This is a genomic window from Salinivibrio sp. MA607, assembly GCF_001996245.1.
GTDB classification, from domain to species: Bacteria; Pseudomonadota; Gammaproteobacteria; order Enterobacterales; family Vibrionaceae; genus Salinivibrio; species Salinivibrio costicola.
The window spans coordinates 153185-177865 of sequence record NZ_MUFJ01000001.1; the positions used below are offsets into that span (position 1 = coordinate 153185).

A 24681-nucleotide genomic window follows, 5' to 3' on the forward strand; every position below is an offset into this window, starting at 1 on the left:
GCCAATCCACAAAAAAAACGGAACCGCACGGTTCCGTTTTTTGATCGCCATGCGCTAATCAGCGCAATATCGCGAGCGGCTTAGAACAGTTTTTCTGCCACTTCGTAAAGATCATCACGGAATGGGCGCTTCATGTTTTCAATGGCATCAATGATGTCATGGTGAACCATTTTGTCATTTTGAATCCCGACACAGCGTCCGCCTTCGCCGTTTTGCAGCAGGTCGACCGCATAGGCACCCATGCGCGAAGCAAGGATACGGTCAAATGCGCCTGGCTGACCGCCACGCTGAATGTGGCCCAAAATGGTCGCACGTGTTTCGCGGCCAGTTTCGGTTTCGATGAACTTCGCCAGTTCATTAGCATCGGTCATTAGCTCTGTAATCGCGATGATCGCGTGCTTTTTACCCTTATAAATGCCTTCTTTCACTTTGGCAAGCAGCTTGTCTTTATCAAGACCAATTTCCGGTGTGATGATGTATTCACAGCCGCCAGCGATCGACGCCATTAAGGTCAAGTCACCACAGTGGCGCCCCATGACTTCGACAATAGAGATCCGCTGATGCGACGAGGAGGTGTCACGCAAACGGTCGATAGCGTCGATCACTGTGTTCATCGCGGTCATATAGCCAATGGTATAATCGGTACCGGCGACGTCGTTATCAATGGTGCCTGGCAGGCCAATACAAGGATAGCCCATCTCAGTCAGTTTTTTCGCGCCCATGAACGACCCGTCACCACCGATAACCACCAGCGCATCAATGCCGTGCATTTTTAGATTTTGAATGGCTTGCTCACGTACTTTTTCGTCAGCAAACTCGGGGAAGCGAGCTGAACCTAAAAAGGTTCCGCCGCGGTTAATCACGTCAGATACGCTTGTTCGGTTTAGGCGTTCGATACGGTTTTGATGCAAGCCAAGAAACCCGTCATAAATACCGTAAACTTCTAATCCTTCGCTCAATGCGCTGCGAACCACACCGCGAATCGCTGCGTTCATACCTGGCGCATCACCGCCACTGGTCAAAACACCAATTTTTCTAACCATGGTTACCCTCTGACTGTTCGTCACTTATTTCGTGCCGATTGCGGAAATGGCAACCTGCTTGCCCCAGTGAACCCGCAATGACGCTTGCTTAAACTGTAATTTTCCTACTTCTGTAATAGTATTACAATTACTGTAGAAAAAAAGTTGATACATGTCAGCCCGATGAGCTTTTGTTCAGCCTCTCATCAAGGCTTTTGTTTTCCTTGCCACCACCTGTTTCCCTTGCCACCACCGATTTTGGGTCTTGATGAATCATGACATCCGCACCGGGAAAGGCGACCAGCAGCCTATCTTCTACGGCATCTGCAAGGGTATGTGCATCCACTAAGGGTAGCTCGTCATCAAGCTCTATGTGTAGTTGGATAAATTTTGTCATACCGGCTTGGCGCGTACGCAGTTGGTGAATACCATGAACGCCGACGACAGAACTGGAAAGTACCGCGATTTTCTCTTGCTCTTCAAGCGGTAACTGCCGATCAAGCAGTGATTGGACCGCCTCGTACGCCATTTTGACAGCTTGAGATAGGATAAAAACACTGATGCCGATGGCAAACCAAGCGTCAGCTTGCGTCCAGCCGTACCAACTCAATGCCAAGGCGACGATGATCGCAATATTCATTAATAAATCGGATTGATAGTGAAGTGCATCGGCAGCAATGGCTGGGCTGGCCGTTTTGCGAATCACCCATTTTTGGAATAAGACTAACCCTAGCGTAATCACGGTGGCACCTGCACTGACAGCAACGCCAAGCTCTGGCGATGCAATCGGCACTGGCTTGAACAAACGTTCAAGGCCACTGAGGAGCAAGAAAGAGGCTGATCCGACGATAAAGGTGGATTGCGCGAGTGCGGCGAGGGATTCGGCTTTGCCGTGCCCGAAACTATGTTCACTATCAGCAGGTTGAACGGCGTACCGCACCACAATTAAATTGGTCAACGAGGCCAGTAGATCGAGCAGTGAATCGACAAATGAGGCCAGCACACTGACCGATCCTGTTAGCCACCATGCAATCAATTTGGCCAGAAGTAAGGTGGTCGCTACCGCGGTGGCTGCCCACGCGGCGGCCTCGACCCAGAAAGCATACTGTTTTTTCATAAAAAAGGGCTGTGTAGTGAAACGCAACCCTTAGTATATAGGCTGTTGACCCGATGCGTATGACACGACGCAGATTTATCGTGAACAATTGCCTCGACGATCATGGTGGCCTTGGCCGCGCTTGCCTTTTTCTTTATCCCAACCGCCGTGTCGGCGTTGGTCATGCATCTTATCTAAGAAGATTTCTTGTTGCTCTGGCGTCAACACTTGCATCATGGCATGCATGTGGCGAGCGCGCTCGATCCCTTGGCCGTGCATTTGTCGGCCATGTTGTGGCATGGCATTGAATAGCTCGGTGGCCGCCGCTTCATCAAATTCAGGTTGAGTTAGCAGTGCCCTCATTTGCTGCCGGAATCCGTCACGCGCCTGGAGACGTTGATCGCGGTAAGTGTCGCGAAGGGTGTCGAGTTGTGATTGTTGTGCTTCCGTTAAGTCAAGATCCTGCCAGATCCCGCGGTTGGTGTCGTTACCGAACTGCGGTGCAGCAAGGGTGGGAATCGCAATGAGCGCGGCGGCTAAGCCAAGGGTTAAACGTTTCATCCTGTCTCTCCATCATTGAGTAGGTACACGTTTAGATTAACCCTTGGGATGTAAAGTCACGTTATGCGATGTAAAGATGGGTAAAGTCATGCCTGTGCCGATGTCGCTATGATAAAAAGATTGTATTCAGCGTTACTGAATTGAGGAGAGGGTCACGGGCGATGCAGCAGGTTCTAATTATTGACGATGACACCGAATTGACCGCACTGCTTGGTGAGTTGCTGTCATTGGAAGGGTTTTCGGTTCGCTGCGCGGACAATGGACAAATGGGCTTAGCAATGGCGAGTGAGTTACCGCCAGATATTATTTTGCTCGATGTCATGATGCCGGTCTTAAATGGTATGGAAACGTTACGGCAACTCCGCGCCACGTCACATGTTGCGATTTTGATGTTGACCGCACGAGGTGAAGAAGTAGACCGCGTGATGGGCTTAGAGCTTGGGGCGGATGATTACCTGGCCAAACCGTTTAGTGATCGAGAGCTTCTAGCAAGAATGCGGGCGATTTTACGACGCACTCGCTTACCGGACCCCGATCCGCCGACCCAAGCGCAAGAGCCTGTTTTAGCCCATGACGATGTGTGCGTTTACCCGCATCGGTTGGAAACAGTATGCCAAGGCGAGACGGTCGATCTGACCGGCATGGAGACAGAAATGTTGGCGTGCTTGCTGGCGCACCCGGGTGAAGTGGTAAGTAAAGCCCACTTGAGTGAGCAGGTGTTAGGTAAGCGTTTGATGCCCTTTGACCGTGCCGTGGATGTGCACATTTCCAATTTGCGCAAAAAGTTACCTGAGCGTGCTGATGCTAAACCAAGAATCAAAACGCTGCGAGGAAAGGGGTATTTATGGGTCGACTAGCCAGCGTGCGCCAAACCCTGTCGCGTGTTCCTTTTTTCTCCAGTTTGTATGGTCGGGTTTTCGTGATTTTTTGGCTCACATTATTACTGGTATTAGCGGCGGTCATTTGGGCCCAGCGTGGCGATCCGCGATCGCTGCACCCAGTGCCGGCCGCGGAGCAAGCACGTATTGCTGCTCAAATAAATCAGTTAGTGAACATCGCGACGACACGCGACATACCGATAGCCACGCTCGTTGCCAGACATAATCAGCGTCGTGGTCATCGCCACAGTCGGGCAGCGAACACCCTTTACTGGGTCCCTAAATCGGCCCGGATTGACGATTTACCGACCGAGTTACGTCGCTTTATGGCTCAAACCAATGAGACAGAGCAGCCGATGCAACGCTTGGTGCGTCGCGCCATGCTCGCCGGTCCTTTTTCTGTGAGTACGGATAACGCGCAAGGCAATCTTTATCATGCCCGTCGTTGGCAGCCTCGTCTTCCTTTCGTGTTGAAAATACTGGAAACGCCGCAGCATTTGTTGCTGGTCACTATGTTGGTCAGTACCCCCCTGTTGCTTTGGTTGGCTTATACACTGACGGGTCCGGCGCGGCGGTTTGAGGCGGCAAGTCGTCGTGTCGCCAACGGCGATTTAGTGCCGGATCCTGCGTTAGAGTGCGGCCCGAGAGAATTCAGTGAGGCTGGGAAGGGATTTAATCATATGGTTACGGCGCTCAATCAAATGGTGACCGGGCAACAGCAACTGGTGTCGGATATTTCTCATGAGTTACGGTCACCGCTGACGCGCTTACAAATGGCACGCGCCTTGGCGGAGCGTGAATTAGGACACAGTGATAGCTTGGCCAGGATTGAGCGGGAAGCGGGGCAGCTTGAAGCCTTAATTGCGGAGCTGCTTACGTTGTCAAAACTGCAAGCGCAAGGGCAGCTTGAGCGCGCGTCAGTTAGTGCGGATGTGTTGTGGCAGTCGGTGGTGGACGATGCGAGTTTCGAAGCGAATCAACAAGGCAAATCGATCACGATAACGCCATGGCCGTCGGTCACATTGAGTGTTAATTCGCGCCTAGCTTGTAGCGCGTTGGAAAACGTACTAAGAAACGCGATCCGTTATGCGCACCTAGGTATCGATATCACCACATTCATTGATGATACCATGCTGGTCATTCAGGTTGCCGATGATGGTCCGGGAGTGCCAGAGAGCATGTTGACCGATATCTTTCGGCCTTTTTATCGTGTCTCTGCCGCCCGAGAGCGGCAATCTGGCGGCTCTGGGCTAGGGCTTGCGATCACCGCGCAAGCGGTACAACAGCATGGCGGGCAGGTCCTGGCTCACAATCGACCGCAAGGCGGGTTAGTCGTCACACTTCGCTGGCCGGTGCATTAATATTGCGCTGGTTTCCCGCGGTTGCGACAATAACGGCTTATTTCTCACTGTGGTAACTGACCATGTTTGACATTGCGCTTTATGAGCCAGAAATTGCGCCTAATACGGGCAATATTATTCGATTATGTGCTAACTGTGGCGCTAACTTGCACTTGATTGAGCCGTTAGGCTTCGATTTGGAAGAGAAGAAGGTACGCCGTGCGGGGTTGGATTATCATGACTTGGCGCGGGTGACGCGACATGCGAATTATGCCGCCTTCTTTGATGCCATGGCGGGACGTCGGATCTTTGCTTGTACAACCAAAGCGACGCAATATCATACTCAGGCAACATTTGCGCCTGGCGACGTGCTGTTGTTTGGCCCTGAAACACGGGGGCTACCGCAGGATCTTATTCAGGCACTGCCGGACACGCAGCGTTTGCGTATCCCGATGCAGCCAGATGCACGCAGCCTCAACTTATCCAATGCAGTGGCAATTATTGGCTACGAAGCCTGGCGTCAGTTAGGTTTTGAAGGCGCATAGCGAACAGACTGACAGACAAAAAACGCCCCCTACCAATAGGGGGCGTTTTTATTCGCGAGCGCGTTGCTATTGGCTATTTAACCGCACAACGAATTACGCTTTTTTCGCTTCACCGGCGGCTTTCGCGATTGCAGCAAAGCCTGCAGCGTCAAGCGCGGCACCGCCAACCAAGGCGCCGTCGATATCCGGCATCGCGAACAGCTCTGCGGCATTTCCAGCTTTGACCGAACCGCCGTACTGGATGACCACTTTGCTTGCGACGTCTTCGCTGTAAGACGCAATGTGCTTACGGATGGCAGCATGAATGTCTTGCGCTTGCTGAGCGGTTGCCGCTTTACCGGTGCCGATTGCCCAGATTGGCTCATAAGCAATGATCGCACCGTTTAGCGCTTCAACGCCTTGAGATTGGATCACAGCGTCAAGCTGGCGAGAACACACCGCCAGGGTTTCGCCCGCTTCGTTTTGTGCGTCAGACTCACCGATACAAAGTACTGGCGTGAGGCCATTTTCTTTCAAGAAAGCGAATTTTTTCGCCACAAACTCGTCAGATTCTTGGTGATATTCACGACGCTCTGAGTGGCCGATAATAATATGGGTTGCACCAAAATCTTTCAGCATGTCGGCAGAGATATCACCGGTGAATGCACCGCTATTGTTGGTATCAACGTTTTGCGCACCTAACTTAATGGCGCTATCAGCCAGCAGTTGTTCGGCTTGTGCCAGATACATCACCGGTGGTGCGACGGCAACGTCAACGCCTTCAACGTCTTTGAGTTCAGCATTGAGGCCGTTAAGCAGTTCAGTGACCATGGCTTTGCTGCCATTGAGTTTCCAGTTACCCATTACCAATGGACGGCGCATAGGAGTTCCTCCGCGGTTTAGTTGATTTGAAGTCAAAAGATGTAAAGAAGGTAGTCTATTGTAGCGCGGCCTTCTCTGTTTAAAATCATAGAATGGCGAGAATGTCCTCGTTTTTACCCGTTTTGCGCGCAAAAGGGAACCTTCAAGTAGTAAAATTTCATCATTATTGCGCCAATGGGGCGGCCAAAGTGTGACAGAGGTGCTCGTGATGGCGACTATCTTGCGGCATGATGCAGGTTTGTGTTTTCAACGGAGTGAAACGATGCCTCATTTGGTGATGGAATACACCGACGCGTTAGCAGAGCGCGTGAACATTGATCAGCTGGTGGATGATCTGCACCAAGCGGCGATCGCGACCGATTGTTTTGACCCTGACGCGCTGAAATCTCGCGCTGTTCCATGCGCCGTTTGGCGTGTCGGCGCGCAAGCCGATCGCGGTGAGTTTGTGCATGTCGAGTTTCGCTTACTGGCTGGACGCAGTGATCAACAAAAACAGCAAATCAGTGACGCATTAACCGGGCCGCTGCGTGAGCATGCAGGCCATGTCACCAGCCTAACGGTGGAAGTCCGTGACATGGATACCACCAGTTATCGCAAGTGGGTCGGGCCCAATCATGCACTATGAGTGGCTCAATCGGTTTATCTCGATTGCGTTGGCGATGTGGGGGCGTTGGCTGTTTGTCCCACTTTAAATTCCATGATGTCCGCTTGGTGGCTGCGCAAGGCGTCTGGGTTGGTAAACGCAGTCGAAAAGCGCGAATACTGACGAGTCAGTGCTTGGAAGAGCATCATGTTGACGTGTAATGGATTTTTACCATGATCAATCATGCGATTAATATGGCTTAACATGGCATGGAGCTGTGGCTGAGTGGCGTGGGACGCATTGGCGATCACCTCTTCGCTCATCTTAAGCCGTAATGTTTCTAATGCACGAGGGTCGGTCTGGGCCAACGCCGCTAACTCATCAAAAGAAGGAAGGGTCTTCATCGCATACTCCTTACGCGTCGTCGGCCGCGTGGCCATGTTACCAAAGCGTTAAAGTAACTATGAGTCGGGGTTTGCCAGGGATCAAACTTGCGCTGTCTGGCTAAGCTAGCGCCGTGGATAGAGAGATGGACGACGTGTTGAGTAATCAATTGAATCAACGTCGTTTTTCTGGGATTATTTTTGTGGATAAAAATGCCCCGCTTTACCGTATGCGTATCAGCAAAGCAGGGGGAGGAATTACCAGTAATGCTCAGTGGTCACATTCCCGGGCTTGCGGCGTAAGTTTTTACTGAGGCCTTTTCCTTCCAGCAGTGTTTTCACTTCTTTTACCATGGCTGGGTTGCCACATAACATCACCTGGCTGTGCTCGGAGGTCAGAGGTAGACCAACCACGCGTTCGAGCAATCCGTCTTCGAGCGCGTGTGTTACCCGACCTGATAAGGCGCCAGCTATAGGCTCGCGACTAACAAAAGGCTGAACCACCAGTTGGTCAGGGTATTTTTCTGCCAGTGCGTTAATGCGTGCTTGATAGGTTAAATCGGCAGCAAAACGTACCGCATGGACCAAGATAATTTTGCGAAAACGCGACCAGACATCGCCTTGCTCCATCAGCGAAATATAAGGGCCGATGGCTGTTCCCGTGGCAAACATCCAAAGGTGTTGACCTTGTGGTACTTCATCTAGGGTAAAGTAGCCGGCTGGATCTTGGGTAATCATCACGTTATCACCCGGTTCGAGCGCGTGAAGGCGTGGTGACATCAGGCCGTCAGCCACACGTGTCGCATACACTTCTAAGTATTTACTTTGTGGAGGATTCACAAACGAATAGGCGCGCTGGATCAGTTTGCCATCGATCTCCATCCCTAGCTTTGTGAATTGGCCTGCCGTAAAGGGCGCGACAGGGGCGGATAACACCAGGCTGAAGAGATCCTTCGTCCAATGTTGGTTCTCCACGACATCAGCCTTGATCCAAGTGGCCATATTAACTCCTCACGTTTTATCTCCAATGCGATAAGTGCAGCGATGCTGTCCTGAAACAATGTGTTCTTCACGTTCCACCCGATAGCGGTCGCCCAGTAAGTGTCGAAATAACTGGATTTCTGAGCGACATAGCGCAGGACAGGTTTTCGCTGCTTGACAGATAGGGCAGTGATGTTCAATCAACATATAGTCAGCGCCGTCTCGATGGAGCTCAGCCATATACCCCTCGCTCTCTCTAAGATACGCCAAGGTTTGCAATTTAGCCTCTAAATTATCGCAATCTTTGAGCGCATCTTGGTATTGGGCGAAGGTGGCAGCTTCACGTTGGGCGATCACTTTTGCGACCCCTTGGTCGCCAAAAACCTCTTGCACCGAATCGATCAAGGTGACGGATAAATCATGATGACTATCCGCAAACCGTCGGTGTCCGGTGGCGGTTAAAGACCAGTGGCGAGTGGGCCGGCCAACTTTGGCGCGGATATCTTCAAAATCCACCAAGCCATCACGCTCAAGGCTTTGTAAATGCTGACGCACGCCCATGGTGGTCATATTCAGGTTATCCGCTAAGACTTTTGCACTGACACGGCCTTCGCGCTTTATGGTGTCTAAAATGCGGTCAGTGGATTTCATCGTCCGGACCTCGATTACCCCAATTGCAAATGTGCGAACGCATACTCACAATTAAATAAAGTAAAGTATTTATAAAAGGGTAATCGAAATCAATGTATTTGACCAGTCAGAGGCGGCATTCATCAATGTGAAGATTATAAGATGTGCGGTTTGATCGCTTCATCTTTACGGCTTAAATAGTGGGTCGAGCGAATACGGCGAATGGTCCGACATTGACCACGTACCACCAGGGTTTCTGTCGTGGCCAGATCGCCCTGTCGGCTGATCCCATCAAGTAGGTCGCCTTTGGTGATGCCGGTTGCGGCGAAGACAACATTATCGCTACTGGCCATCTGTGACAGCGTGAGGACTTGGTGGGCTTGAATCCCCATTTGTTGACACCGGGCCAGCTCTTGCTCTCCGTAAACACGGTTTTCTGGGGTGTCACCTTTCACATCGTGTCGAGGGAGCAAACGGCCTTGCATGTCCCCGCCTAGTGCACGGATCACGGCCGCAGAGACGACCCCCTCTGGCGCCCCGCCGATCCCAACCATGACATCCACTTCACTTTCTGGCATGCAGGTTAGAATAGAAGCAGCTACATCACCATCTGGAAAGGCGAATACTCGGATCCCTTGCGCTTGCATACTGGCAATAATGGCATCATGACGAGGTTTTGCTAAGGTGGCGACGACGAGGGTGTCGAGGGTTTTTCCGAGCGCAATGGCGACATTCTTGAGGTTTTCAAGCAGGGGCTTATTGAGGTCAATCACACCTTTGGCGCCAGGCCCCACCACTAATTTTTCCATGTACATATCTGGCGCTTTTAAAAAGCTGCCCTTTTCTCCAGCGGCCAGCACTGCCAAGGCATTGGCCTGACCCATTGCTGTCATGCGTGTGCCTTCAATCGGATCAACGGCAATATCAACCGCTTCACCGCCCAAGCCGACTTGCTCGCCAATATATAGCATGGGGGCATCGTCGATTTCCCCTTCACCGATGACGACTTCACCGTCAATCTCGGTCAGGTTTAGCAAGGTACGCATTACCTCAACCGCTGCGCCATCGGCTGCGTTTTTGTCCCCTCTTCCCAACCACTTATAACCCGCGAGAGCGGCGCCTTCGGTGACGCGAGAAAAAGCCAATGCGAGATCACGTTTCATGAGTACTCCGGAATGTCAGCCACATTAAGACAGGCGTTAGCCTAATTTGCGCGCAGTTTACCAGAAATAGAAAACGTTTGCGTAACGAGTGCGGCGGTGATTTTTATCTTCGCAGTGCGATAGTTGGCGAAGTCGCTGCATTTTTGCGCACTTGTCTATGCATAGGTAGTGAGAATAGTGGCAGTCTGACACCACCTGAGTACAATAAAGTCGGGGTGCACACCTGTTGCACGGGTTACTGCCGGATAAGCAGTAACGGGATCAATCGTCAGAAATAAGGTGGCCTTGATGTCATTGGAAGTATTAGAACAACTCGAAGCTAAAGTACAAATGGCGGTGGATACGATTTCGCTGCTACAAATGGAAATCGAAGAGCTCAAAGAAAAGAACGGGTCGCTGGAGCAAGATGCAGTGGCTGAAAAAGAAAGCCGTGAGCAATTAGCGCAAGAAAACGCCAAGTTAAAAGAAGAGCAAGAAGCTTGGCAGAATCGTATCCGCAGCTTACTCGGTAAGATCGAGAGCGTTGAATAAACCAAAAACAGAGCCGATGGGCTCTGTTTTTTATCGGTCAACTGACGCCACTAATCCTCGTCGAGATCATCGTCTTCTTCGTCGACTTCGGTGATGCTGAGCGGATCCGGCGATAAGATGACGCCAGTGGTGTCCGCATAGACATGGTCATCCGGCAAAAAGGTGACGCCGCCAAAGTTCACGGGGACGTCGGTTTCACCGGTGCTTTGTTCATCAGCGCCCACTGGAATAGAAGCCAAGGCCTGGATACCTATGTCGATTTCATCGATGGTATCCACGTCGCGCACGCAGCCATAGACAATCATGCCAGCCCAGTCGTTATCTGCCGCGAGCTGTGCAATCTCGCCATCAATTAATGCGCGACGTAACGAGCCACCGCCATCGATCAACATAATCCGCTGCTCGCCGTCTTGCTCGGCCATCTCGCGAATTAAGCCTGTATCTTCGAAGCATTTTACCGTGGTAATTTGGCCACCAAACGAGCTGCGGCCCCCATAAGAGCTAAACATTGGCTCCACGACATCCACTTGGTCGAGGTACATGTCGCATAGTTCCGAGGTATTGTATTCCATAGTCTAACTTCTTGTTGAGGCAGAAAAAGGCTGGCAAGCTTGCGCTGCCAACATGGCAAGTCCAAGTATAACGGGGCAATAAGGGTTTGCAATGACAAAGCGGCTAATCTGTGTCTTTATTAGACTAACAGCATCCCAGTCATAAATAGCCCATTAGTCACTAAGGCGCAGCGCACCATGTTGCCCATCATTGGCCGAAGCGCGTTAGCATTCGCCGTTTGATACACTTCGCGTCCGTGGCGAACCAATAAGGGCACACTCGCCAAGAACAACCATCCCAGCCAAGCTTGTAAGGTCAACGCGGCAAATAATGAGTAACAAACAATCGCACCGGCAAGTAGGATGACATGGTACTGGCGGCCTCGCTCGGGACCCAAGCGCACGACCAGGGTGTGTTTGCCACAAGCACGATCATTATCAATGTCTCGTAAGTTGTTGATGTTGAGCACGCCGACAGCCAGCAATCCGCATGCTGTCGCAGGCAAGATCACTAGCGAGTCAATCTGTCCAACTTGCAAATAGTAGGTCCCGGCGACGCCTAACCAACCAAAAAACATCAGCACCGATAAATCACCGAGGCCTCGATAGCCGTAAGGTTTATTGCCGACGGTATAGGTGATCGAAGCGACGATGGCCATCAGGCCGAGCAATAAAAAGCTAATAATATCGGTGGGTTGCTGACAGGCAATCGCGATCAGTCCGCCGCCACTTAACACGGTGAGGGCAATATTGAAGGTCAGGGCGCGGCGCATGGTGGCGAGGCTCACTTTGCCCGATTGGATGGCACGCATCGGGCCTAAACGGGTCATGTTGTCCGTGCCTTTTATCGCATCCCCGTAGTCATTAGCAAGATTCGAGAGGATTTGTAAGAATAAAGCGGTGATCAGCGCCATAACACTGATAGACCAAGAGAGGTTGCCTTGCGCTGCGGCGACCGCACTCCCTGATAAAATGGATGTCACGGCCAAAGGCAGCGTTTTGGGTCGCGCAGCATCAAGCCAAATAGCGAGCGTAGGGTGCAGCATAGCGATCCTCGAGACGAAAAAACGATGTCGCTATTATTACGCAAGCAGCACAAGGAGTAACGAGTTCGCGACTGAAATCCGGCTTCCTATTGCGCCAGCTCAAGTTTTGATGCAAAAAGGGCAGCGTTTGCTGCCCTAAGTTCGATAGTTGACGTGTCGTGACTACAGGATAAACCGACTTAAGTCTTCGTCATCCACCAGCTCTTCGAGGTGGCTACGGACGTATTCTGCGTCAACCACAACCTGTTGACCGGCGCGTTCACTGGCTTCGTATGAGACATCTTCCATCAGTCGCTCCATCAAGGTATGCAGACGACGCGCACCGATGTTTTCGGTTTTCTCATTGACTCGCCACGCCGCGGAAGCTAGCTCATCAATACCGCTTGGCTCAAAGCTCAAGTCAATCTCCTCGGTTTTGAGTAGTGCCGAGTATTGCTGGGTCAGTGAGGCGTTCGGCTCGGTAAGAATCCGTTTGAAGTCATTGGTTGACAATGCTTCTAGCTCGACGCGGATCGGGAGACGGCCTTGTAGTTCCGGGATCAAATCTGACGGACGTGAGACCTGAAATGCACCAGAGGCAATAAACAGGATATGATCGGTTTTGATCATGCCATGCTTGGTTGAGACCGTACTGCCTTCAACTAACGGTAAGAGATCACGCTGTACCCCTTCACGTGATACATCGCCACCACTGGTGTTACCCGACTTACAAATCTTATCGATTTCATCCACGAACACGATGCCATTGTTTTCCACCATGTGGATGGCTTGCTCTTTGATTTCTTCTTGATTGACCAGCTTAGCCGCTTCTTCTTCGGTCAGCGCCTTCATTGCGTCTTTGATTTTCATCTTACGCTTTTTAGTGCTGTTGCCGGCAAGGTTTTGGAACATCCCTTGCAGCTGATTGGTCATTTCTTCCATGCCCGGTGGTGACATGATTTCTACGCCCATTTGCGGCGCCGCAACATCGACTTCCACTTCTTTGTCGTCAAGTTTACCTTCGCGTAATTTTTTACGGAAGCTTTGGCGTGTTGACGAATCTTCTTGGGTCGCTTCGTTTTGGCCCCATGCATCACGCGCTGGAGGCAGTAAGATGTCGAGGATACGATCTTCCGCTTGTTCTTCGGCGCGGAATTTGACTTTTTCCATCGCCTGCTGCTGGGTCAGATTCATCGCCACATCCGCGAGATCACGAATAATGGTCTCGACTTCTTTACCCACATAGCCGACTTCGGTGAATTTGGTCGCTTCTACCTTGATAAAAGGCGCATTAGCTAATCGCGCAAGACGACGTGCAATTTCGGTTTTACCGACACCGGTGGGGCCAATCATCAAGATGTTTTTCGGGGTCACTTCCGCACGCAAGTCTTCTGGCAGTTGCATACGGCGCCAGCGGTTTCGCAGTGCGATCGCCACCGCACGTTTGGCATTGTCTTGACCAATAATATGGCGGTCAAGTTCGTGCACGATTTCGCGTGGAGTCATTTCAGACATCACTAATCCTGTTTATTACTCTCGAGTTCTTCAACCGTGTGTTGTTGGTTTGTAAACACACATATATCACCGGCGATGGTTAGCGCTTTCTCTGCAATCTCGCGGGCGTCTAACTCGGTGTTTTCTAACATGGCAACGGCGGCGGCTTGCGCATAGTTACCGCCTGAGCCAATAGCAATCAGATCGCGCTCGGGCTCAACCACATCACCATTACCGGTAATGATTAAGGAAGCGGTTTCATCCGCGACAGCCAGTAGGGCTTCAAGGCGACGCAGCGCGCGATCGGTTCGCCATTCTTTGGCAAGCTCAACGGCTGCTTTGGTTAGGTGCCCTTGGTGGAGCTCAAGCTTACGCTCAAAGCGCTCAAATAAGGTAAAGGCATCTGCGGTACCGCCAGCAAAACCAGCGAGCACTTGGCCGTTATACAAGCGACGAACTTTTCGCGCATTACCTTTCATGACGGTATTGCCGAGCGATACTTGACCATCGCCAGCAATAACCACTTTACCTTCGCGACGGACGGAGACGATTGTAGTCACGGGAACCTCTTTGTTTGTGTCTGGTGCACCAGATGGGTGATTAATCTAGATGGTTGGGTTTTGACGCTGACTTTTCAAGGGGAGAGCGCAATACTTTCCCCGTTCGCTATTCCCAATACCAAATAGCACAAGGTTCGACACCGGCGCGACGCAGCATATTGCGATCTTTCTCTGCTTGGCGCTTGCGCGGGTAAGGGCCAAGCACCACACGATACCAAGTGCCTTTCTCACCAGGGCTTACCTTGATTTGGCTTTCTAGCCCTTGAAACGCAATGATCGCTTTACGTTCATTAGCCTGCCCTTGGCTACGGTAAGCACCGCATTGCATGAGGTAAGGACGGGTCGATTGTGGCAGCGCTTTTGCTTTCACTTCTACTTCCTTGCCTTCCAGCTCTTCGATGTAGCTCCATTTTTCTTTGGGCTTTTTCGGTAGACTTTCTACCTGGCTTTGCGTGGCCGGTTGCGTGTGAGACACGGGGGGAGAAGGGGGTGTCGGTGCATCGGTTTTGCTCAACCAATACAGGCCATAAGCAAACGCACCCACTAAGACGACAGCAAGCAGCGCCCATTTAAATGGGAATCCAGCCCGCGTCTTGGTCGGTTGGCGGCGAGTATTTTTTTTACGCGGCGCTTTGCCACGTTTAACGTAATCACGAGTTGCCACAGCAAATAATCAAATTAAGAAGCCAGTAAAGGGCTCATATTACTGGCTTGAGCCCGTGCTGACTAGTCTTACTACCGAGACGGAGGGGCGACACTCTCACGGATCACCAGCTTGGCGTCCAAAAGGCGGGAGCCGGGGGTCACTTCTCGTCCTTGTAACGTGTTTAGCAGCATCAACATGGCTTGGCGGCCAATGTCATAGCGAGGCTGCGAAACGGTCGTGAGTGGTGGTTCGCAATACTCGGCGAATTGGATATCATCAAAACCAACAATGGAGATATCTTGCGGGACCCGCATGCCTAAACGTTTCGCTTGTTGCATCGCGCCGACGGCCATGACATCGCAGTGACAGAATACCGCAGTGGGTGGCTCAGGCAGTGAGAGCAAGTTGGTGATGGCACGCGCTCCGGAGGCAAAACTAAAGTCACCGACGACGCTATACGCTGGATTGATGGTGATCCCCGCTCGATGTAACGCTTGCTGATACCCTTGTGAGCGGAACTGCGTTAATGCTGTCTCCGGTACGCCGGTAATGTTAGCAATCCGAGTATGGCCGACTTGGGTGAGATAATTAACCGCTTCAAAGGCAGCGGTAAGGTTATCGATATGAACCGTCGGTAATTCCAGATCGGGCGCATATTCACAGGCCATGACCAGTGGCGGTAAGTTTTTTTGCTCAGGCTTGCTGACATCAAAAGGGACGTCGGAGCCAAGCAGCAGCATGCCATCCGCTTGTTTAGTAAACACCAGATTGACGAATGAATTTTCACGGTGGTGTTGCTGGGCACTGTCACCCAGTAGAACTAAGTAGCCATGTTCCATGGCGGCTTCTTCAATGCCGCGAATAATCTCACTAAAGTAGGGATCACAAATGTCCGGTACAATAGCGACGATGGTTTTTGATTCATTGCGACGCAAGTTACGCGCAAGTGAATTAGGGGAATAACCAGCTTCAACCACAGCATGTTCAACTTTTTTACGCGTGCTGGCTGACACCTTCTCTGGGTTCATCAGCGCGCGCGATACCGTTGCTGTGGATACACCGGCAATGTGGGCAACGTCCTTCATTGTCGCCATAATGACAGTCCTCTTGTTATCTATATTGTGAGATCAAACAGTTATTAGCTCATCTGACCTGTTTTCTTAGCCAATTGCGGCCCTATTTTACCTATGCTTGTCCAATTTAAATACGGACAAGCTAACACTTATTGCAATGAAAGTGTGACTTGTGTCGACTTACGGCAAGGGAGTATTAAGAAAGGTCTTGCGGCTCGACATCTAAAGACCAACGTACTTTGCGCGAAAGGGGTAATTGATGGACTGCAGGAAGAGCCACCGTTAGCCACTGCTGCATCACTTTTCGACTTGGGGCTTGGATTAATAATTGCCAGCGATAACGGCCCGCGCGTTTGGCCATCGCTGCGGGCATAGGGCCCATGACATGGCTTTCATCGTGTTGAATGGGGGAGGCAGCGAGCGTTTGACGTACTTGTTGTAAAAACTGCTGCACACTGTTTTCTTCATGGCCTTCGGCGCGAAATAAACTTAAGAACGTATAGGGCGGAAGCCAAGCTTGGCGGCGTTCAGTGAGCGCCGACTCCGCAAAGGCTTGATAGCCTTTGTGTACCAGCGATTGGATCAGGCTGTGCTCGGGATGGTGCGTTTGTAATAGCACCGTCCCTGGCTTGCTGGCGCGACCGGCGCGGCCGGCGACTTGCACCATCAGTTGCGCCAACCGTTCAGGCGCGCGAAAGTCATTACTAAACAAGGCACCGTCGACATCAACTAACGCCACTAGGGTGACATTGGGAAAATGATGGCCCTTAGCGAGCATTTGTGTGCCCAGTAGGATCTGATATTCGCCCTTTTCTATGCCATTAAGGTAGGTTTCCAAGCTGCCCTTACGGCGGGTATTGTCGCGATCAATACGCACGGTTTTATATTCAGGAAAGAGCTCGCCCAACTGGCTTTCAAGCTGCTCGGTGCCCACGCCGACACTGATTAACTGGGTGGAGCCACAATCGTGACACTGGTGCGGAACGGGTTTTTGGTGGCCACAATGATGACAACGCAATTCTTGCTGTTGCTGGTGAAGGGTGTAGTAAGCATCACAACGTTGACAATTCGCGAGCCAGCCACACTCGTGGCACATCATGGCGGGCGCATAGCCACGGCGATTTAAAAACAACATGACCTGATTGCCTTGTTGTAGGTGCTGGCGCATTTCGGCGATCAACGGCGCGGATAATCCAGCGTCGAGGTAATGGCCCTTAATATCGAGTATTCCCTGACGTGCGGTCACCGCATTACCTGGACGCTGAGTCAGCTTGAGGTACTGATATTTACCGGTTTTTGCGTTATGCAAGCTTTCCAAAGAGGGGGTGGCAGAACCGAGTATCACCGGCACTTTTTCTTCATGACCACGCATAACCGCTAAGTCTCGGGCATGATAACGAAAGCTATCTTGCTGTTTATACGAGGGGTCATGCTCTTCGTCAATAATGATAATGCCTAAATTAGCCATCGGCGTGAACAGGGCAGACCGTGTACCAATGACGATTGCTGCTTGATTCTCGCGCGCGGCCAACCAGGCTTTTAGTCGATCGTTATCATTTAAGCCTGAATGCATCACGGTTACCGGGACATGAAAGCGGCGCTCAAACCGGCGAATGGTTTGTGGGGTGAGGCCGATTTCTGGTACCAAAATTAAGGCTTGTTCACCGCGAGCAAGCACAGGTTCGAGCACGTTTAGGTAGACCTCTGTCTTCCCTGAACCGGTGATCCCCTCGAGTAAAGCACAAGCAAAGCCGTCATTGGCATTGATGGTGGCAACCGCCATCGCCTGTTCATGGTTGAGTGCCGGTTTGTCTTCGGTGACGGCAAAATGCGGTTGCCAGGCTTGAGCGTTTAGCGGTGGTGTGTAGGGGGCTATCCAACCTTTTTCGGCCAGGGTTTTTAGCACTGGTGCGCCGATGTCTTGTTCGATCAAGTCGGCATGGGTGGCAGGGCCGTGTGTGAGCAACTGCAATACCCGAGCTTGTTTAGGGGCACGGCTCAGGCCCGAGAGGGGTTGGTTTTGTCCTGACTCGGTAATTTGCCACCATTTTTGCTGTTGTAATGCCGCAGGGCGTCCTTTTCGAAGCAGGGTTGGCATCACAGCGCCCATCGCATCCCCTAGCGGATGATGATAAAAGCGGCTTGCCCAGTGGAGTAAATGATAGACGCCGGGCGTCCAAACCGGTTGGGTATCCAATACGGCATCGAGCACCTTGAGTTGGCTCGCGTCCACACTGGCGGTTGCGGATAAGCCGGTGACAATGCCAACCTTGTGCTGGCGGCCAAAGGGCACTTTTACCCGCCCACCGATGATGGGGTGTTGATTCTCACCGATTCGGTAATCAAAAGTTTTCGCTAACGGGACCGGTAGGGCCACCTGAGCAAACTGTTCCATCACAACATCTTATTGACCAGAAGGGGGCTCAGTGTAACGGTTCGCCTTCGGTTGGCAAAGCCTTGTTGTACGGTGACGCGGCGTGGTGATTGCACAAAAAAGTTGCGAAACCGAGGGGGCTTGATTAGAATTGCGCGCCTTAGAAAATATTTGTTAACGACGTGTGGTGCCCGGCTTAGGATCGGGAGAGCGACACGGCCTTTAAAATGAGGTTATCCCTATGAAAGCTGGTATCCATCCAGAGTACAAAGCCGTCACAGCAAAATGCTCTTGCGGTAACGAATTTGCGTTCAGCACAACCCTAGGTAAAAACATCAACCTAGACGTGTGTGACAAATGTCACCCATTCTACACCGGTAAGCAGCGTATCCTTGATGCTGGTGGCCGTGTTGATCGCTTTAAGAAACGTTTCGGTGCCCTTAGCAGCAAAAAATAAGCAGCTATTGACCGAATATAGAGAAGGGACGCATCAGCGTCCCTTTTTTTGATTGTATCGTCCTAGTATTCGGACAACAGGTCCGAGCATCATCGCGAATACGGCGTTAGTACTGGTGGACGTTTCCCCGCTGCGTTACCATCTTTACCCTTATACAAACCTTTCCTGTGTGGTTTGTAGAGTGTCTGGCTAATATCGGTCATCCTTCCCTGCCGGTATTGGTTACCCCTTCACGATAATAACTAGGAAAACGACATGTCGGACGATAAACGCCAGCAAGCGCTGGATTATCATGCATACCCTACACCCGGAAAAATCTCTGTCGAACTCAGTAAGCCTGCTGATTCAGCGGCGGATCTTGCTCTCGCCTACAGCCCAGGCGTTGCTGAACCTGTGCGTGAAATAGCCCAAGATGCGGATGCCGTATATCGCTATACCGGTAAAGGCAATATGGTTGCGGTGATCTCAAACGGCACCGCGATTTTGGGGTTAGGGAATTTAGGGCCGATGGCGTCAAAGCCTGTCATGGAAGGCAAAGCGTTATTGTTCAAGCGTTTTGCCGGCTTGGACTCGATCGACATTGAAGTTAAACACCGCACCATCGATGAGTTTGTTGATACCGTAGCCAATATTGCTGACACCTTTGGCGGTATCAACCTTGAAGATATCAAAGCCCCAGATTGTTTTGAGATCGAAAAGCAGCTGATTGAACGCTGTGAAGTGCCTGTCTTCCATGATGATCAACATGGTACCGCGATTGTCACTGCTGCGGGGATGCTTAACGCGCTCGAGTTGCAAGGCAAAGATATTGGTGAAGCCACCATCGTGTGTCTCGGTGCGGGTGCCGCTGCGGTGGCCTGTATGGAGCTATTGATTAAATGTGGCGCCCAGCGCGAAAAGATTTACATGCTGGATCGCAAAGGGGTGATTCACACCCGTCGTGATGACATTAACAAGTATAAGCAGCTGTTTGCCAATAACACGGATAAGCGTACCCTCGAAGATGTGATTGAAGGTGCGGATCTCTTTGTTGGCGTATCAGGCCCGGATTTGCTCTCGCCTGAGGCATTAAAACTGATGGCGGATAAGCCTGTCGTGTTTGCCTGCTCAAACCCAGATCCTGAAATTAACCCAGAGGTTGCGCACCAAGTCCGGGATGATCTGATCATTGGAACGGGGCGTTCGGATTACCCGAATCAGGTGAATAACGTCTTGTGTTTCCCGTTTATTTTCCGGGGAGCATTAGATGTGCGTGCCAGTGAGATTAATGATGCGATGAAGTTGGCCGCCGTTGAAGCGATTCGTGGTTTGGCGAAAGAGCCTGTACCACAATCGGTCTTAGATGCCGCGGGCTTGTCTTCACTCAGTTTTGGCCCGGATTACATCATTCCCAAGCCGATGGATGCCCGTTTACTGCCCAAGGTAGCACGTGCCGTGGCGCTTGCGGCCGTCGAAACCGGCGTAGCCCGTATTGAGATGCCAGACAACTATATGTTGTAAAGAAAACATGCTGTAAAGAAAACATGTTGTAATTAGAAAACAGTGTCTTACCATAAAAAAACCGCCGATGGCGGTTTTTTTGTTTAGTATTCACTGTCGTCAAACTCAATACCCAACTCTTCCATGATCCGACGTGCCTCGGCAGGAATGCTATCGGGTTTATCCTTACGGATGTCGTCATCGGTTGGCAGAGGCTGCCCGGTATAGGCATGTAAAAATGCCTCACACAATAGCTCACTGTTGGTCGCATGACGCAGGTTATGAACCTGACGGCGAGTGCGCTCATCAGTAAGAATTTTTAATACTTTAAGTGGGATAGAGACGGTGATCTTCTTTACCTGCTCTTTCTTTTTACCATGTTCGGCATACGGATTAATGTAATCGCCGTTCCACTGCGCCATGTCTCACCTATCTTGATTATGGAATACCCAGAATGATGCTGCGGAGATTTTAGCTATATTAACCGCCACATGCAAAGGTGTTTAGACGTCTAGAAGTGTTGACGTCCCAAAAGCGCCGAGGTAAAGTAGTATGATGACGACTGGATCACGTAAACCGTGCCAGCGCAACAAGAGCAAGGATGAACCATGACAGGTAAAAAAACCGACACCATTGCCGTTCGAACAGGAATTGGCACTGACACGCAACATCATGCGGTTGTGCCGCCTTTGTATTTATCAACCAACTATCGTTTTCCTGCTTTTGGCGACGTTCCCACTTATGATTATGCCCGTGGGGGCAATCCAACTCGAGCTCAGTTAGAGCAAGCGTTAACGGAACTGGAAGGCGGAGCCGGTGCCGTGGTGACCAACTGTGGGATGGCAGCCATTAACTTGGTGTTGTCTTTACTGGATGCAGGGGATCATATTGTTGCACCGCACGATTGTTATGGTGGTACCTATCGCTTGTTAGAGTCACGCGCCAAGCAAGGGATTTGGCAGGTCAGTTTTATCGATCAATCTGATCACCAGGCGTTAACCGCTGCGCTGGCAAAACAGCCGAAACTGGTGTTAGTTGAAACACCCTCTAATCCGCTATTGCGTGTGGTCGATATTGCTAAAATCTGCCAACAGGCCCACCAAGTGGGGGCATGGGTGGTGGTCGATAACACCTTTTTATCGCCAGCACTCCAACAGCCGTTTTCACTGGGTGCGGACATCATCGTGCATTCCACTACTAAATTTATTAATGGTCACTCTGATATTGTCGGTGGCGCTGTAGTGGCGAAGACGCCTGAATTGGCTGCAACATTAGCGTGGTGGGGCAACTGCTTGGGCGCAACAGGCAACGCCTTTGACAGTTATATGACATTGCGAGGGTTGCGTACTTTGGGCGCTCGGGTTAAACAACATCAACAAAATACGCAAGCGGTATTAGCCTATTTGCAAACAGTCCCTGCGGTGCGGCAACTCTATTATCCCGGTTTGGCGACACATCCAGGCCATGACATTGCCGCCCGTCAGCAGTTTGGATTTGGTAGTATGCTCAGCCTCGAGCTGGACACGGACTCCGCTGGGATCGCACGTTTTATTGAAGGCTTATCCTTATTTGCGCTTGCCGAGTCGCTGGGCGGGGTAGAAAGTCTGGTCACGCATCCAGGGTCAATGACCCATCGTGCGATGAGTGATGACGCGCAAGCCGAGGCTGGCATTACCCCGACGTTGCTGCGTTTTTCTATTGGACTAGAAGACGCAGAAGACTTAGTGGCCGATTTGGCGCATGCCTTCGCCCATTTAGCTAACCAGTAAAACCGATTGCTATAGGTGTTGCTGTCATAGCACGCCGCTTTATTGATATTTATTGAGACCAAGAGAGACCTCGCCATGCACGCGCAACCGATGGACACCGCCCCCGAATCACAACGCCAATTGCATAAATTTGGTGGCAGCAGTTTAGCGAGCCCAGATTGTTATCGCCGTGTGGTCGATGTGCTGACGGGGCATGCAAAGGCGCACGACTTAATTGTGGTCTCTGCGGCGGGGAAAACGACCAATCAGCTCATTGCTTGGCTCGCTCAACTGGGCAAAGATGGCCGGTTGGCGCATGAGACCTTGCAAGGCGTCCGTGCCTTTCAGCAAGACTTGATTGAAAATCTGATCAACGGTGATCACAAACAACAGTTGGTTGATGCCTTATCTGCTGACATCGCGACGATCGCGTCGCTCGGGGAGACAGCGCTGAGCGACAGCGTACAAGCCGATGTGCAAGGGTTCGGAGAGGTTTGGTCGGCGCGTTTATTAGCCGCGCTGCTTAATCAGCAGTGTCGTCAGGCGGTGATGTTGGACTCGCGCCACTGTTTACGCGCGGAACGTGCGGCTCAACCCGAGGTCGATCGCGGCGCATCATGGCCACTATTACGGCAGCAACTTTCTCAGCACACGCAATCTCACGTCGTGATTACGGGATTTATGGCGCAAAATCAAGCTGGGGAAACCGTGCTTTTGGGGCGTAACGGGTCAGATTATTCGGCCACGGTACTCGGTGCGTTAGCGGGGGTCCGCCGCGTGACTATATGGAGTGATGTTGCCGGTGTATACAGTGCGGATCCACGCCACGTCGAGAATGCTTGCTTGTTACCCTTAATCCGATTGGATGAAGCAGGCGAATTGGCACGCTTGGCGGCGCCCGTGCTTCATAGCCGTACTTTACAGCCAGTGGCGCAAAGTGCGACCGATCTGACCTTACGTTGTACCCAGGCCCCCGATAGTGGCTCGACCCATATAGAGCGTGTACTGGCTACCGGACGCGGGGCAAAAATCATTACATCTTTGGATGATGTGTGCCTATTGCAGTTTGATGTCGCCCGCGGGCAAGATTTTCAGGCAATTAAACAAGAGTTGAGCCGCATCCTCTCTCAGCTGAAAGTGCAACCACTGGCGACGGATTATCAAGATGATCAGTATCGTATCTTGCTGGCCTTTACGGCGGAGGTCGTGGCCTCGGTCATGGCCCAGATCCAGGATGCCGGGCTATCCGCGGAGTTGAAGCTGCGCGAAGGGTTTAACATGGTTGCTGCCGTCGGAGCCGGCGTGGTCAATAATCCCGTGCACTGTCATGGTTTTTATCAGCAGCTGAAGTCACAGCCTGTAGAGTTTATCAGTGAATCTGCATCTGGACTGAGCATGGTGGCGATTTTGCGTCAAGTGCATACGCCTGCCCTTGTGGCCAGCTTGCATGATGCGCTGTTCCAAGCCCAACGTCGCATTGGCTTGGTGTTGGTAGGAAAAGGAAACATTGGCGCGCGTTGGCTCAGCTTGTTTGCCGAGCAAAAATCGCACCTCGAAAAGCGTCATGGCAAGGAGGTGTCACTGATTTCTGTGGTAGATAGTCGTAATCAATGGTTAGATTTTGCTGGCATCGATCCAATGCAGATCAGGGATGACTTTGATGACAATGGCACGCCATACTTTGATGATGAATGGTTAACACGCTTATTGAATCATCCTTATGATGATGTGGTGATTTTGGATGTCACTGCCAATACCTCACTGGCAGCTCTCTATCCGCGTCTCGCCGAGCATGGTTTTCATTTAATCTCCGCCAACAAAGAAGCCGGCGCGGCACCGGCCGAACAATACCATGCGATTCAACATGCGTTTGCGAAAACGGGGCGCCATTGGTTATATAACGCCACGGTAGGCGCTGGGCTGCCGATTAACTATGCGGTTCAAGACTTACGTGAAAGCGGTGATCATATCCTCGCACTCTCAGGGATCTTTTCCGGCACGTTATCCTGGCTTTTTTTGCAATTCACCGGCGAGGTCCCGTTCAGTGCTTTACTTGAACAGGCATGGCAGCAAGGGCTAACTGAACCTGATCCGCGTGACGATCTGTCGGGTGCCGACGTGGTGCGTAAATTAGTGATTCTCGCAAGAGAGGCGGGCCTGTCATTGGAGCCCGAGCAGGTCAAGGTTGAGTCACTGATACCGCCAGCGCTGCAATCTTTGTCGTTAGATGCGTTTCTCGATAACGCCCATCAAATGGATGCGTGTTTACAGGAGCGATTGGAAAAAGCGCAGCAAGATCGCGCCGTGTTGCGCTATGTGGCGCGTCTAGAAGCCAATGGTAATGCGCAGGTGAGCTTAGAAACCTTACCGAGTGAGCATCCGCTGGCGCATCTACTGCCCTGTGATAATGTGTTTGCGATTGAAAGCCAATGGTATCGTGAAAATCCATTAGTGATCCGCGGACCGGGGGCGGGGCGGGATGTCACCGCTGGGGCGATACAATCGGATTTGAATCGCTTAATTGGGCGTCTTCACTAATGTCCTTTTAGTAAACGTGATCTTCGCAAACGTGAAAGCTGTCTTACTCCACATAAGACAGCTTTTTTTTATCTGAAGATCACGTTATATGACGCGCTTTTGGCTGCTGCTCTCGGTTGCTTCCTGCATGTTGACTATCTTCATAATACTATGAGTTCTTTT

At 51.4% G+C, this 24681-nt stretch carries 25 protein-coding genes; 9 read left to right on the forward strand and 16 right to left on the reverse strand.

Annotation, left to right across the window (positions count from 1 at the left end; genetic code table 11):
• Window positions 1–80: 80 nt before the first annotated feature.
• From pfkA to BZG81_RS00800, 3 genes are all read right to left on the reverse strand, one after another.
• The gene (gene pfkA / locus BZG81_RS00790) at window positions 81–1043 is read right to left on the reverse strand and encodes a 6-phosphofructokinase (protein ID WP_025744227.1); all 963 of its coding nucleotides are present in this window, start codon (window positions 1041–1043) and stop codon (window positions 81–83) included.
• Between the two features lie 154 nt (window positions 1044–1197).
• Window positions 1198–2139 carry a CDF family cation-efflux transporter FieF gene (gene fieF / locus BZG81_RS00795; protein ID WP_025744228.1) on the reverse strand — a complete coding sequence of 314 codons (942 nt, stop codon included), beginning with the start codon at window positions 2137–2139 and terminating at the stop codon, window positions 1198–1200.
• 75 nt (window positions 2140–2214) lie between these two features.
• On the reverse strand, window positions 2215–2679 hold the full coding sequence (locus BZG81_RS00800) for a Spy/CpxP family protein refolding chaperone (RefSeq protein WP_077676541.1): 465 nt from the start codon (window positions 2677–2679) through the stop codon (window positions 2215–2217).
• 161 nt (window positions 2680–2840) lie between these two features.
• Here BZG81_RS00800 and BZG81_RS00805 point away from each other — a divergent pair, with 161 nt between their 5' ends.
• The 3 genes from BZG81_RS00805 to trmL all read left to right on the forward strand — a co-directional run bounded on the left by BZG81_RS00805 (window position 2841) and on the right by trmL (window position 5442).
• On the forward strand, window positions 2841–3536 hold the full coding sequence (locus BZG81_RS00805; RefSeq protein ID WP_025744230.1) for a response regulator: 696 nt from the start codon (window positions 2841–2843) through the stop codon (window positions 3534–3536).
• The gene (locus BZG81_RS00810; RefSeq protein WP_077676542.1) at window positions 3524–4918 is read left to right on the forward strand and encodes an ATP-binding protein; all 1395 of its coding nucleotides are present in this window, start codon (window positions 3524–3526) and stop codon (window positions 4916–4918) included. The genes BZG81_RS00805 and BZG81_RS00810 overlap by 13 nt, the downstream gene beginning before the upstream one ends.
• A gap of 62 nt (window positions 4919–4980) precedes the next feature.
• Window positions 4981–5442 (forward strand): tRNA (uridine(34)/cytosine(34)/5-carboxymethylaminomethyluridine(34)-2'-O)-methyltransferase TrmL, encoded by a 462-nt coding sequence (gene trmL, locus BZG81_RS00815; RefSeq protein ID WP_077676543.1) that lies wholly within the window; start codon window positions 4981–4983, stop codon window positions 5440–5442.
• A gap of 93 nt (window positions 5443–5535) precedes the next feature.
• On the opposite strand, the gene tpiA is transcribed toward trmL, so the two are convergent.
• Window positions 5536–6303 carry a triose-phosphate isomerase gene (gene tpiA, locus BZG81_RS00820; protein ID WP_077461526.1) on the reverse strand — a complete coding sequence of 256 codons (768 nt, stop codon included), beginning with the start codon at window positions 6301–6303 and terminating at the stop codon, window positions 5536–5538.
• Window positions 6304–6511: 208 nt separating this feature from the next.
• Here tpiA and BZG81_RS00825 point away from each other — a divergent pair, with 208 nt between their 5' ends.
• Window positions 6512–6928 carry a 5-carboxymethyl-2-hydroxymuconate Delta-isomerase gene (locus tag BZG81_RS00825; RefSeq protein ID WP_241827339.1) on the forward strand — a complete coding sequence of 139 codons (417 nt, stop codon included), beginning with the start codon at window positions 6512–6514 and terminating at the stop codon, window positions 6926–6928.
• A gap of 14 nt (window positions 6929–6942) precedes the next feature.
• Here BZG81_RS00825 and BZG81_RS00830 read toward each other — a convergent pair whose 3' ends face one another.
• The 4 genes from BZG81_RS00830 to glpX form a co-directional block, all read right to left on the reverse strand.
• On the reverse strand, window positions 6943–7290 hold the full coding sequence (locus tag BZG81_RS00830) for a DUF3135 domain-containing protein (protein WP_077577210.1): 348 nt from the start codon (window positions 7288–7290) through the stop codon (window positions 6943–6945).
• Between the two features lie 237 nt (window positions 7291–7527).
• Window positions 7528–8271: a ferredoxin--NADP reductase gene (locus tag BZG81_RS00835; protein WP_025744235.1), complete on the reverse strand. Its 744-nt coding sequence runs from the start codon at window positions 8269–8271 to the stop codon at window positions 7528–7530.
• Window positions 8272–8280: 9 nt separating this feature from the next.
• Window positions 8281–8901, reverse strand: coding sequence for a helix-turn-helix transcriptional regulator (locus BZG81_RS00840; RefSeq protein ID WP_077461527.1), 621 nt, complete (start codon window positions 8899–8901; stop codon window positions 8281–8283).
• A gap of 134 nt (window positions 8902–9035) precedes the next feature.
• Window positions 9036–10043 carry a class II fructose-bisphosphatase gene (gene glpX, locus BZG81_RS00845; RefSeq protein ID WP_077676544.1) on the reverse strand — a complete coding sequence of 336 codons (1008 nt, stop codon included), beginning with the start codon at window positions 10041–10043 and terminating at the stop codon, window positions 9036–9038.
• Window positions 10044–10331: 288 nt separating this feature from the next.
• Here glpX and zapB point away from each other — a divergent pair, with 288 nt between their 5' ends.
• Entirely contained in the window at window positions 10332–10574 is a 243-nt protein-coding gene (gene zapB / locus BZG81_RS00850) for a cell division protein ZapB (protein WP_025744238.1), read from the forward strand.
• A gap of 50 nt (window positions 10575–10624) precedes the next feature.
• On the opposite strand, the gene rraA is transcribed toward zapB, so the two are convergent.
• The 7 genes from rraA to priA all read right to left on the reverse strand — a co-directional run bounded on the left by rraA (window position 10625) and on the right by priA (window position 18318).
• A complete protein-coding gene (gene rraA / locus BZG81_RS00855) occupies window positions 10625–11146 on the reverse strand; it encodes a ribonuclease E activity regulator RraA (protein WP_077676545.1) in 522 nt (173 codons plus the stop codon).
• Window positions 11147–11265: 119 nt separating this feature from the next.
• Window positions 11266–12171, reverse strand: a complete 906-nt coding sequence (locus BZG81_RS00860; protein ID WP_077461530.1) for a 1,4-dihydroxy-2-naphthoate polyprenyltransferase — start codon at window positions 12169–12171, stop codon at window positions 11266–11268.
• A gap of 162 nt (window positions 12172–12333) precedes the next feature.
• The gene (gene hslU / locus BZG81_RS00865) at window positions 12334–13665 is read right to left on the reverse strand and encodes an HslU--HslV peptidase ATPase subunit (RefSeq protein ID WP_025744240.1); all 1332 of its coding nucleotides are present in this window, start codon (window positions 13663–13665) and stop codon (window positions 12334–12336) included.
• Window positions 13666–13667: 2 nt separating this feature from the next.
• Window positions 13668–14204, reverse strand: a complete 537-nt coding sequence (gene hslV, locus BZG81_RS00870; protein WP_077577212.1) for an ATP-dependent protease subunit HslV — start codon at window positions 14202–14204, stop codon at window positions 13668–13670.
• 106 nt (window positions 14205–14310) lie between these two features.
• Window positions 14311–14868: an SPOR domain-containing protein gene (locus BZG81_RS00875; RefSeq protein ID WP_077461532.1), complete on the reverse strand. Its 558-nt coding sequence runs from the start codon at window positions 14866–14868 to the stop codon at window positions 14311–14313.
• A 71-nt stretch (window positions 14869–14939) separates the two neighbouring features.
• Window positions 14940–15968: a DNA-binding transcriptional regulator CytR gene (cytR, locus tag BZG81_RS00880; protein ID WP_274533568.1), complete on the reverse strand. Its 1029-nt coding sequence runs from the start codon at window positions 15966–15968 to the stop codon at window positions 14940–14942.
• A gap of 151 nt (window positions 15969–16119) precedes the next feature.
• Window positions 16120–18318: a primosomal protein N' gene (gene priA / locus BZG81_RS00885; protein WP_108743450.1), complete on the reverse strand. Its 2199-nt coding sequence runs from the start codon at window positions 18316–18318 to the stop codon at window positions 16120–16122.
• A gap of 220 nt (window positions 18319–18538) precedes the next feature.
• Between priA and rpmE the strand changes: the two genes are divergently transcribed.
• Both rpmE and BZG81_RS00895 read left to right on the forward strand, forming a co-directional pair.
• On the forward strand, window positions 18539–18754 hold the full coding sequence (gene rpmE, locus BZG81_RS00890; RefSeq protein WP_077461534.1) for a 50S ribosomal protein L31: 216 nt from the start codon (window positions 18539–18541) through the stop codon (window positions 18752–18754).
• Between the two features lie 255 nt (window positions 18755–19009).
• Entirely contained in the window at window positions 19010–20254 is a 1245-nt protein-coding gene (locus BZG81_RS00895) for a malic enzyme-like NAD(P)-binding protein (protein WP_077461535.1), read from the forward strand.
• Between the two features lie 83 nt (window positions 20255–20337).
• On the opposite strand, the gene metJ is transcribed toward BZG81_RS00895, so the two are convergent.
• On the reverse strand, window positions 20338–20655 hold the full coding sequence (metJ, locus tag BZG81_RS00900) for a met regulon transcriptional regulator MetJ (RefSeq protein ID WP_025673335.1): 318 nt from the start codon (window positions 20653–20655) through the stop codon (window positions 20338–20340).
• Window positions 20656–20841: 186 nt separating this feature from the next.
• Here metJ and metB point away from each other — a divergent pair, with 186 nt between their 5' ends.
• Window positions 20842–22002: a cystathionine gamma-synthase gene (gene metB, locus BZG81_RS00905; RefSeq protein WP_077676548.1), complete on the forward strand. Its 1161-nt coding sequence runs from the start codon at window positions 20842–20844 to the stop codon at window positions 22000–22002.
• A 75-nt stretch (window positions 22003–22077) separates the two neighbouring features.
• Complete coding sequence (locus tag BZG81_RS00910) at window positions 22078–24519, forward strand: bifunctional aspartate kinase/homoserine dehydrogenase II (RefSeq protein WP_077676549.1); 2442 nt, start codon at window positions 22078–22080, stop codon at window positions 24517–24519.
• Window positions 24520–24681: the final 162 nt, after the last annotated feature.

Bases quoted from the DNA above. Each gene is read 5' to 3' on its own strand.
- BZG81_RS00810 (WP_077676542.1), top strand. From the start codon at position 3,524: ATGGGTCGACTAGCCAGCGTGCGCCAAACCCTGTCGCGTGTTCCTTTT.
- zapB (WP_025744238.1), top strand. From the start codon at position 10,332: ATGTCATTGGAAGTATTAGAACAACTCGAAGCTAAAGTACAAATGGCG.
- rpmE (WP_077461534.1), top strand. From the start codon at position 18,539: ATGAAAGCTGGTATCCATCCAGAGTACAAAGCCGTCACAGCAAAATGC.
- glpX (WP_077676544.1), bottom strand. From the start codon at position 10,043: ATGAAACGTGATCTCGCATTGGCTTTTTCTCGCGTCACCGAAGGCGCC.
- BZG81_RS00835 (WP_025744235.1), bottom strand. From the start codon at position 8,271: ATGGCCACTTGGATCAAGGCTGATGTCGTGGAGAACCAACATTGGACG.
- priA (WP_108743450.1), bottom strand. From the start codon at position 18,318: ATGGAACAGTTTGCTCAGGTGGCCCTACCGGTCCCGTTAGCGAAAACT.
- fieF (WP_025744228.1), bottom strand. From the start codon at position 2,139: ATGAAAAAACAGTATGCTTTCTGGGTCGAGGCCGCCGCGTGGGCAGCC.
- BZG81_RS00830 (WP_077577210.1), bottom strand. From the start codon at position 7,290: ATGAAGACCCTTCCTTCTTTTGATGAGTTAGCGGCGTTGGCCCAGACC.
- BZG81_RS00805 (WP_025744230.1), top strand. From the start codon at position 2,841: ATGCAGCAGGTTCTAATTATTGACGATGACACCGAATTGACCGCACTG.
- metJ (WP_025673335.1), bottom strand. From the start codon at position 20,655: ATGGCGCAGTGGAACGGCGATTACATTAATCCGTATGCCGAACATGGT.
- pfkA (WP_025744227.1), bottom strand. From the start codon at position 1,043: ATGGTTAGAAAAATTGGTGTTTTGACCAGTGGCGGTGATGCGCCAGGT.
- metB (WP_077676548.1), top strand. From the start codon at position 20,842: ATGACAGGTAAAAAAACCGACACCATTGCCGTTCGAACAGGAATTGGC.
- hslU (WP_025744240.1), bottom strand. From the start codon at position 13,665: ATGTCTGAAATGACTCCACGCGAAATCGTGCACGAACTTGACCGCCAT.
- BZG81_RS00800 (WP_077676541.1), bottom strand. From the start codon at position 2,679: ATGAAACGTTTAACCCTTGGCTTAGCCGCCGCGCTCATTGCGATTCCC.
- rraA (WP_077676545.1), bottom strand. From the start codon at position 11,146: ATGGAATACAATACCTCGGAACTATGCGACATGTACCTCGACCAAGTG.
- BZG81_RS00825 (WP_241827339.1), top strand. From the start codon at position 6,512: ATGGCGACTATCTTGCGGCATGATGCAGGTTTGTGTTTTCAACGGAGT.
- BZG81_RS00895 (WP_077461535.1), top strand. From the start codon at position 19,010: ATGTCGGACGATAAACGCCAGCAAGCGCTGGATTATCATGCATACCCT.
- trmL (WP_077676543.1), top strand. From the start codon at position 4,981: ATGTTTGACATTGCGCTTTATGAGCCAGAAATTGCGCCTAATACGGGC.
- BZG81_RS00860 (WP_077461530.1), bottom strand. From the start codon at position 12,171: ATGCTGCACCCTACGCTCGCTATTTGGCTTGATGCTGCGCGACCCAAA.
- BZG81_RS00910 (WP_077676549.1), top strand. From the start codon at position 22,078: ATGCACGCGCAACCGATGGACACCGCCCCCGAATCACAACGCCAATTG.
- tpiA (WP_077461526.1), bottom strand. From the start codon at position 6,303: ATGCGCCGTCCATTGGTAATGGGTAACTGGAAACTCAATGGCAGCAAA.
- BZG81_RS00840 (WP_077461527.1), bottom strand. From the start codon at position 8,901: ATGAAATCCACTGACCGCATTTTAGACACCATAAAGCGCGAAGGCCGT.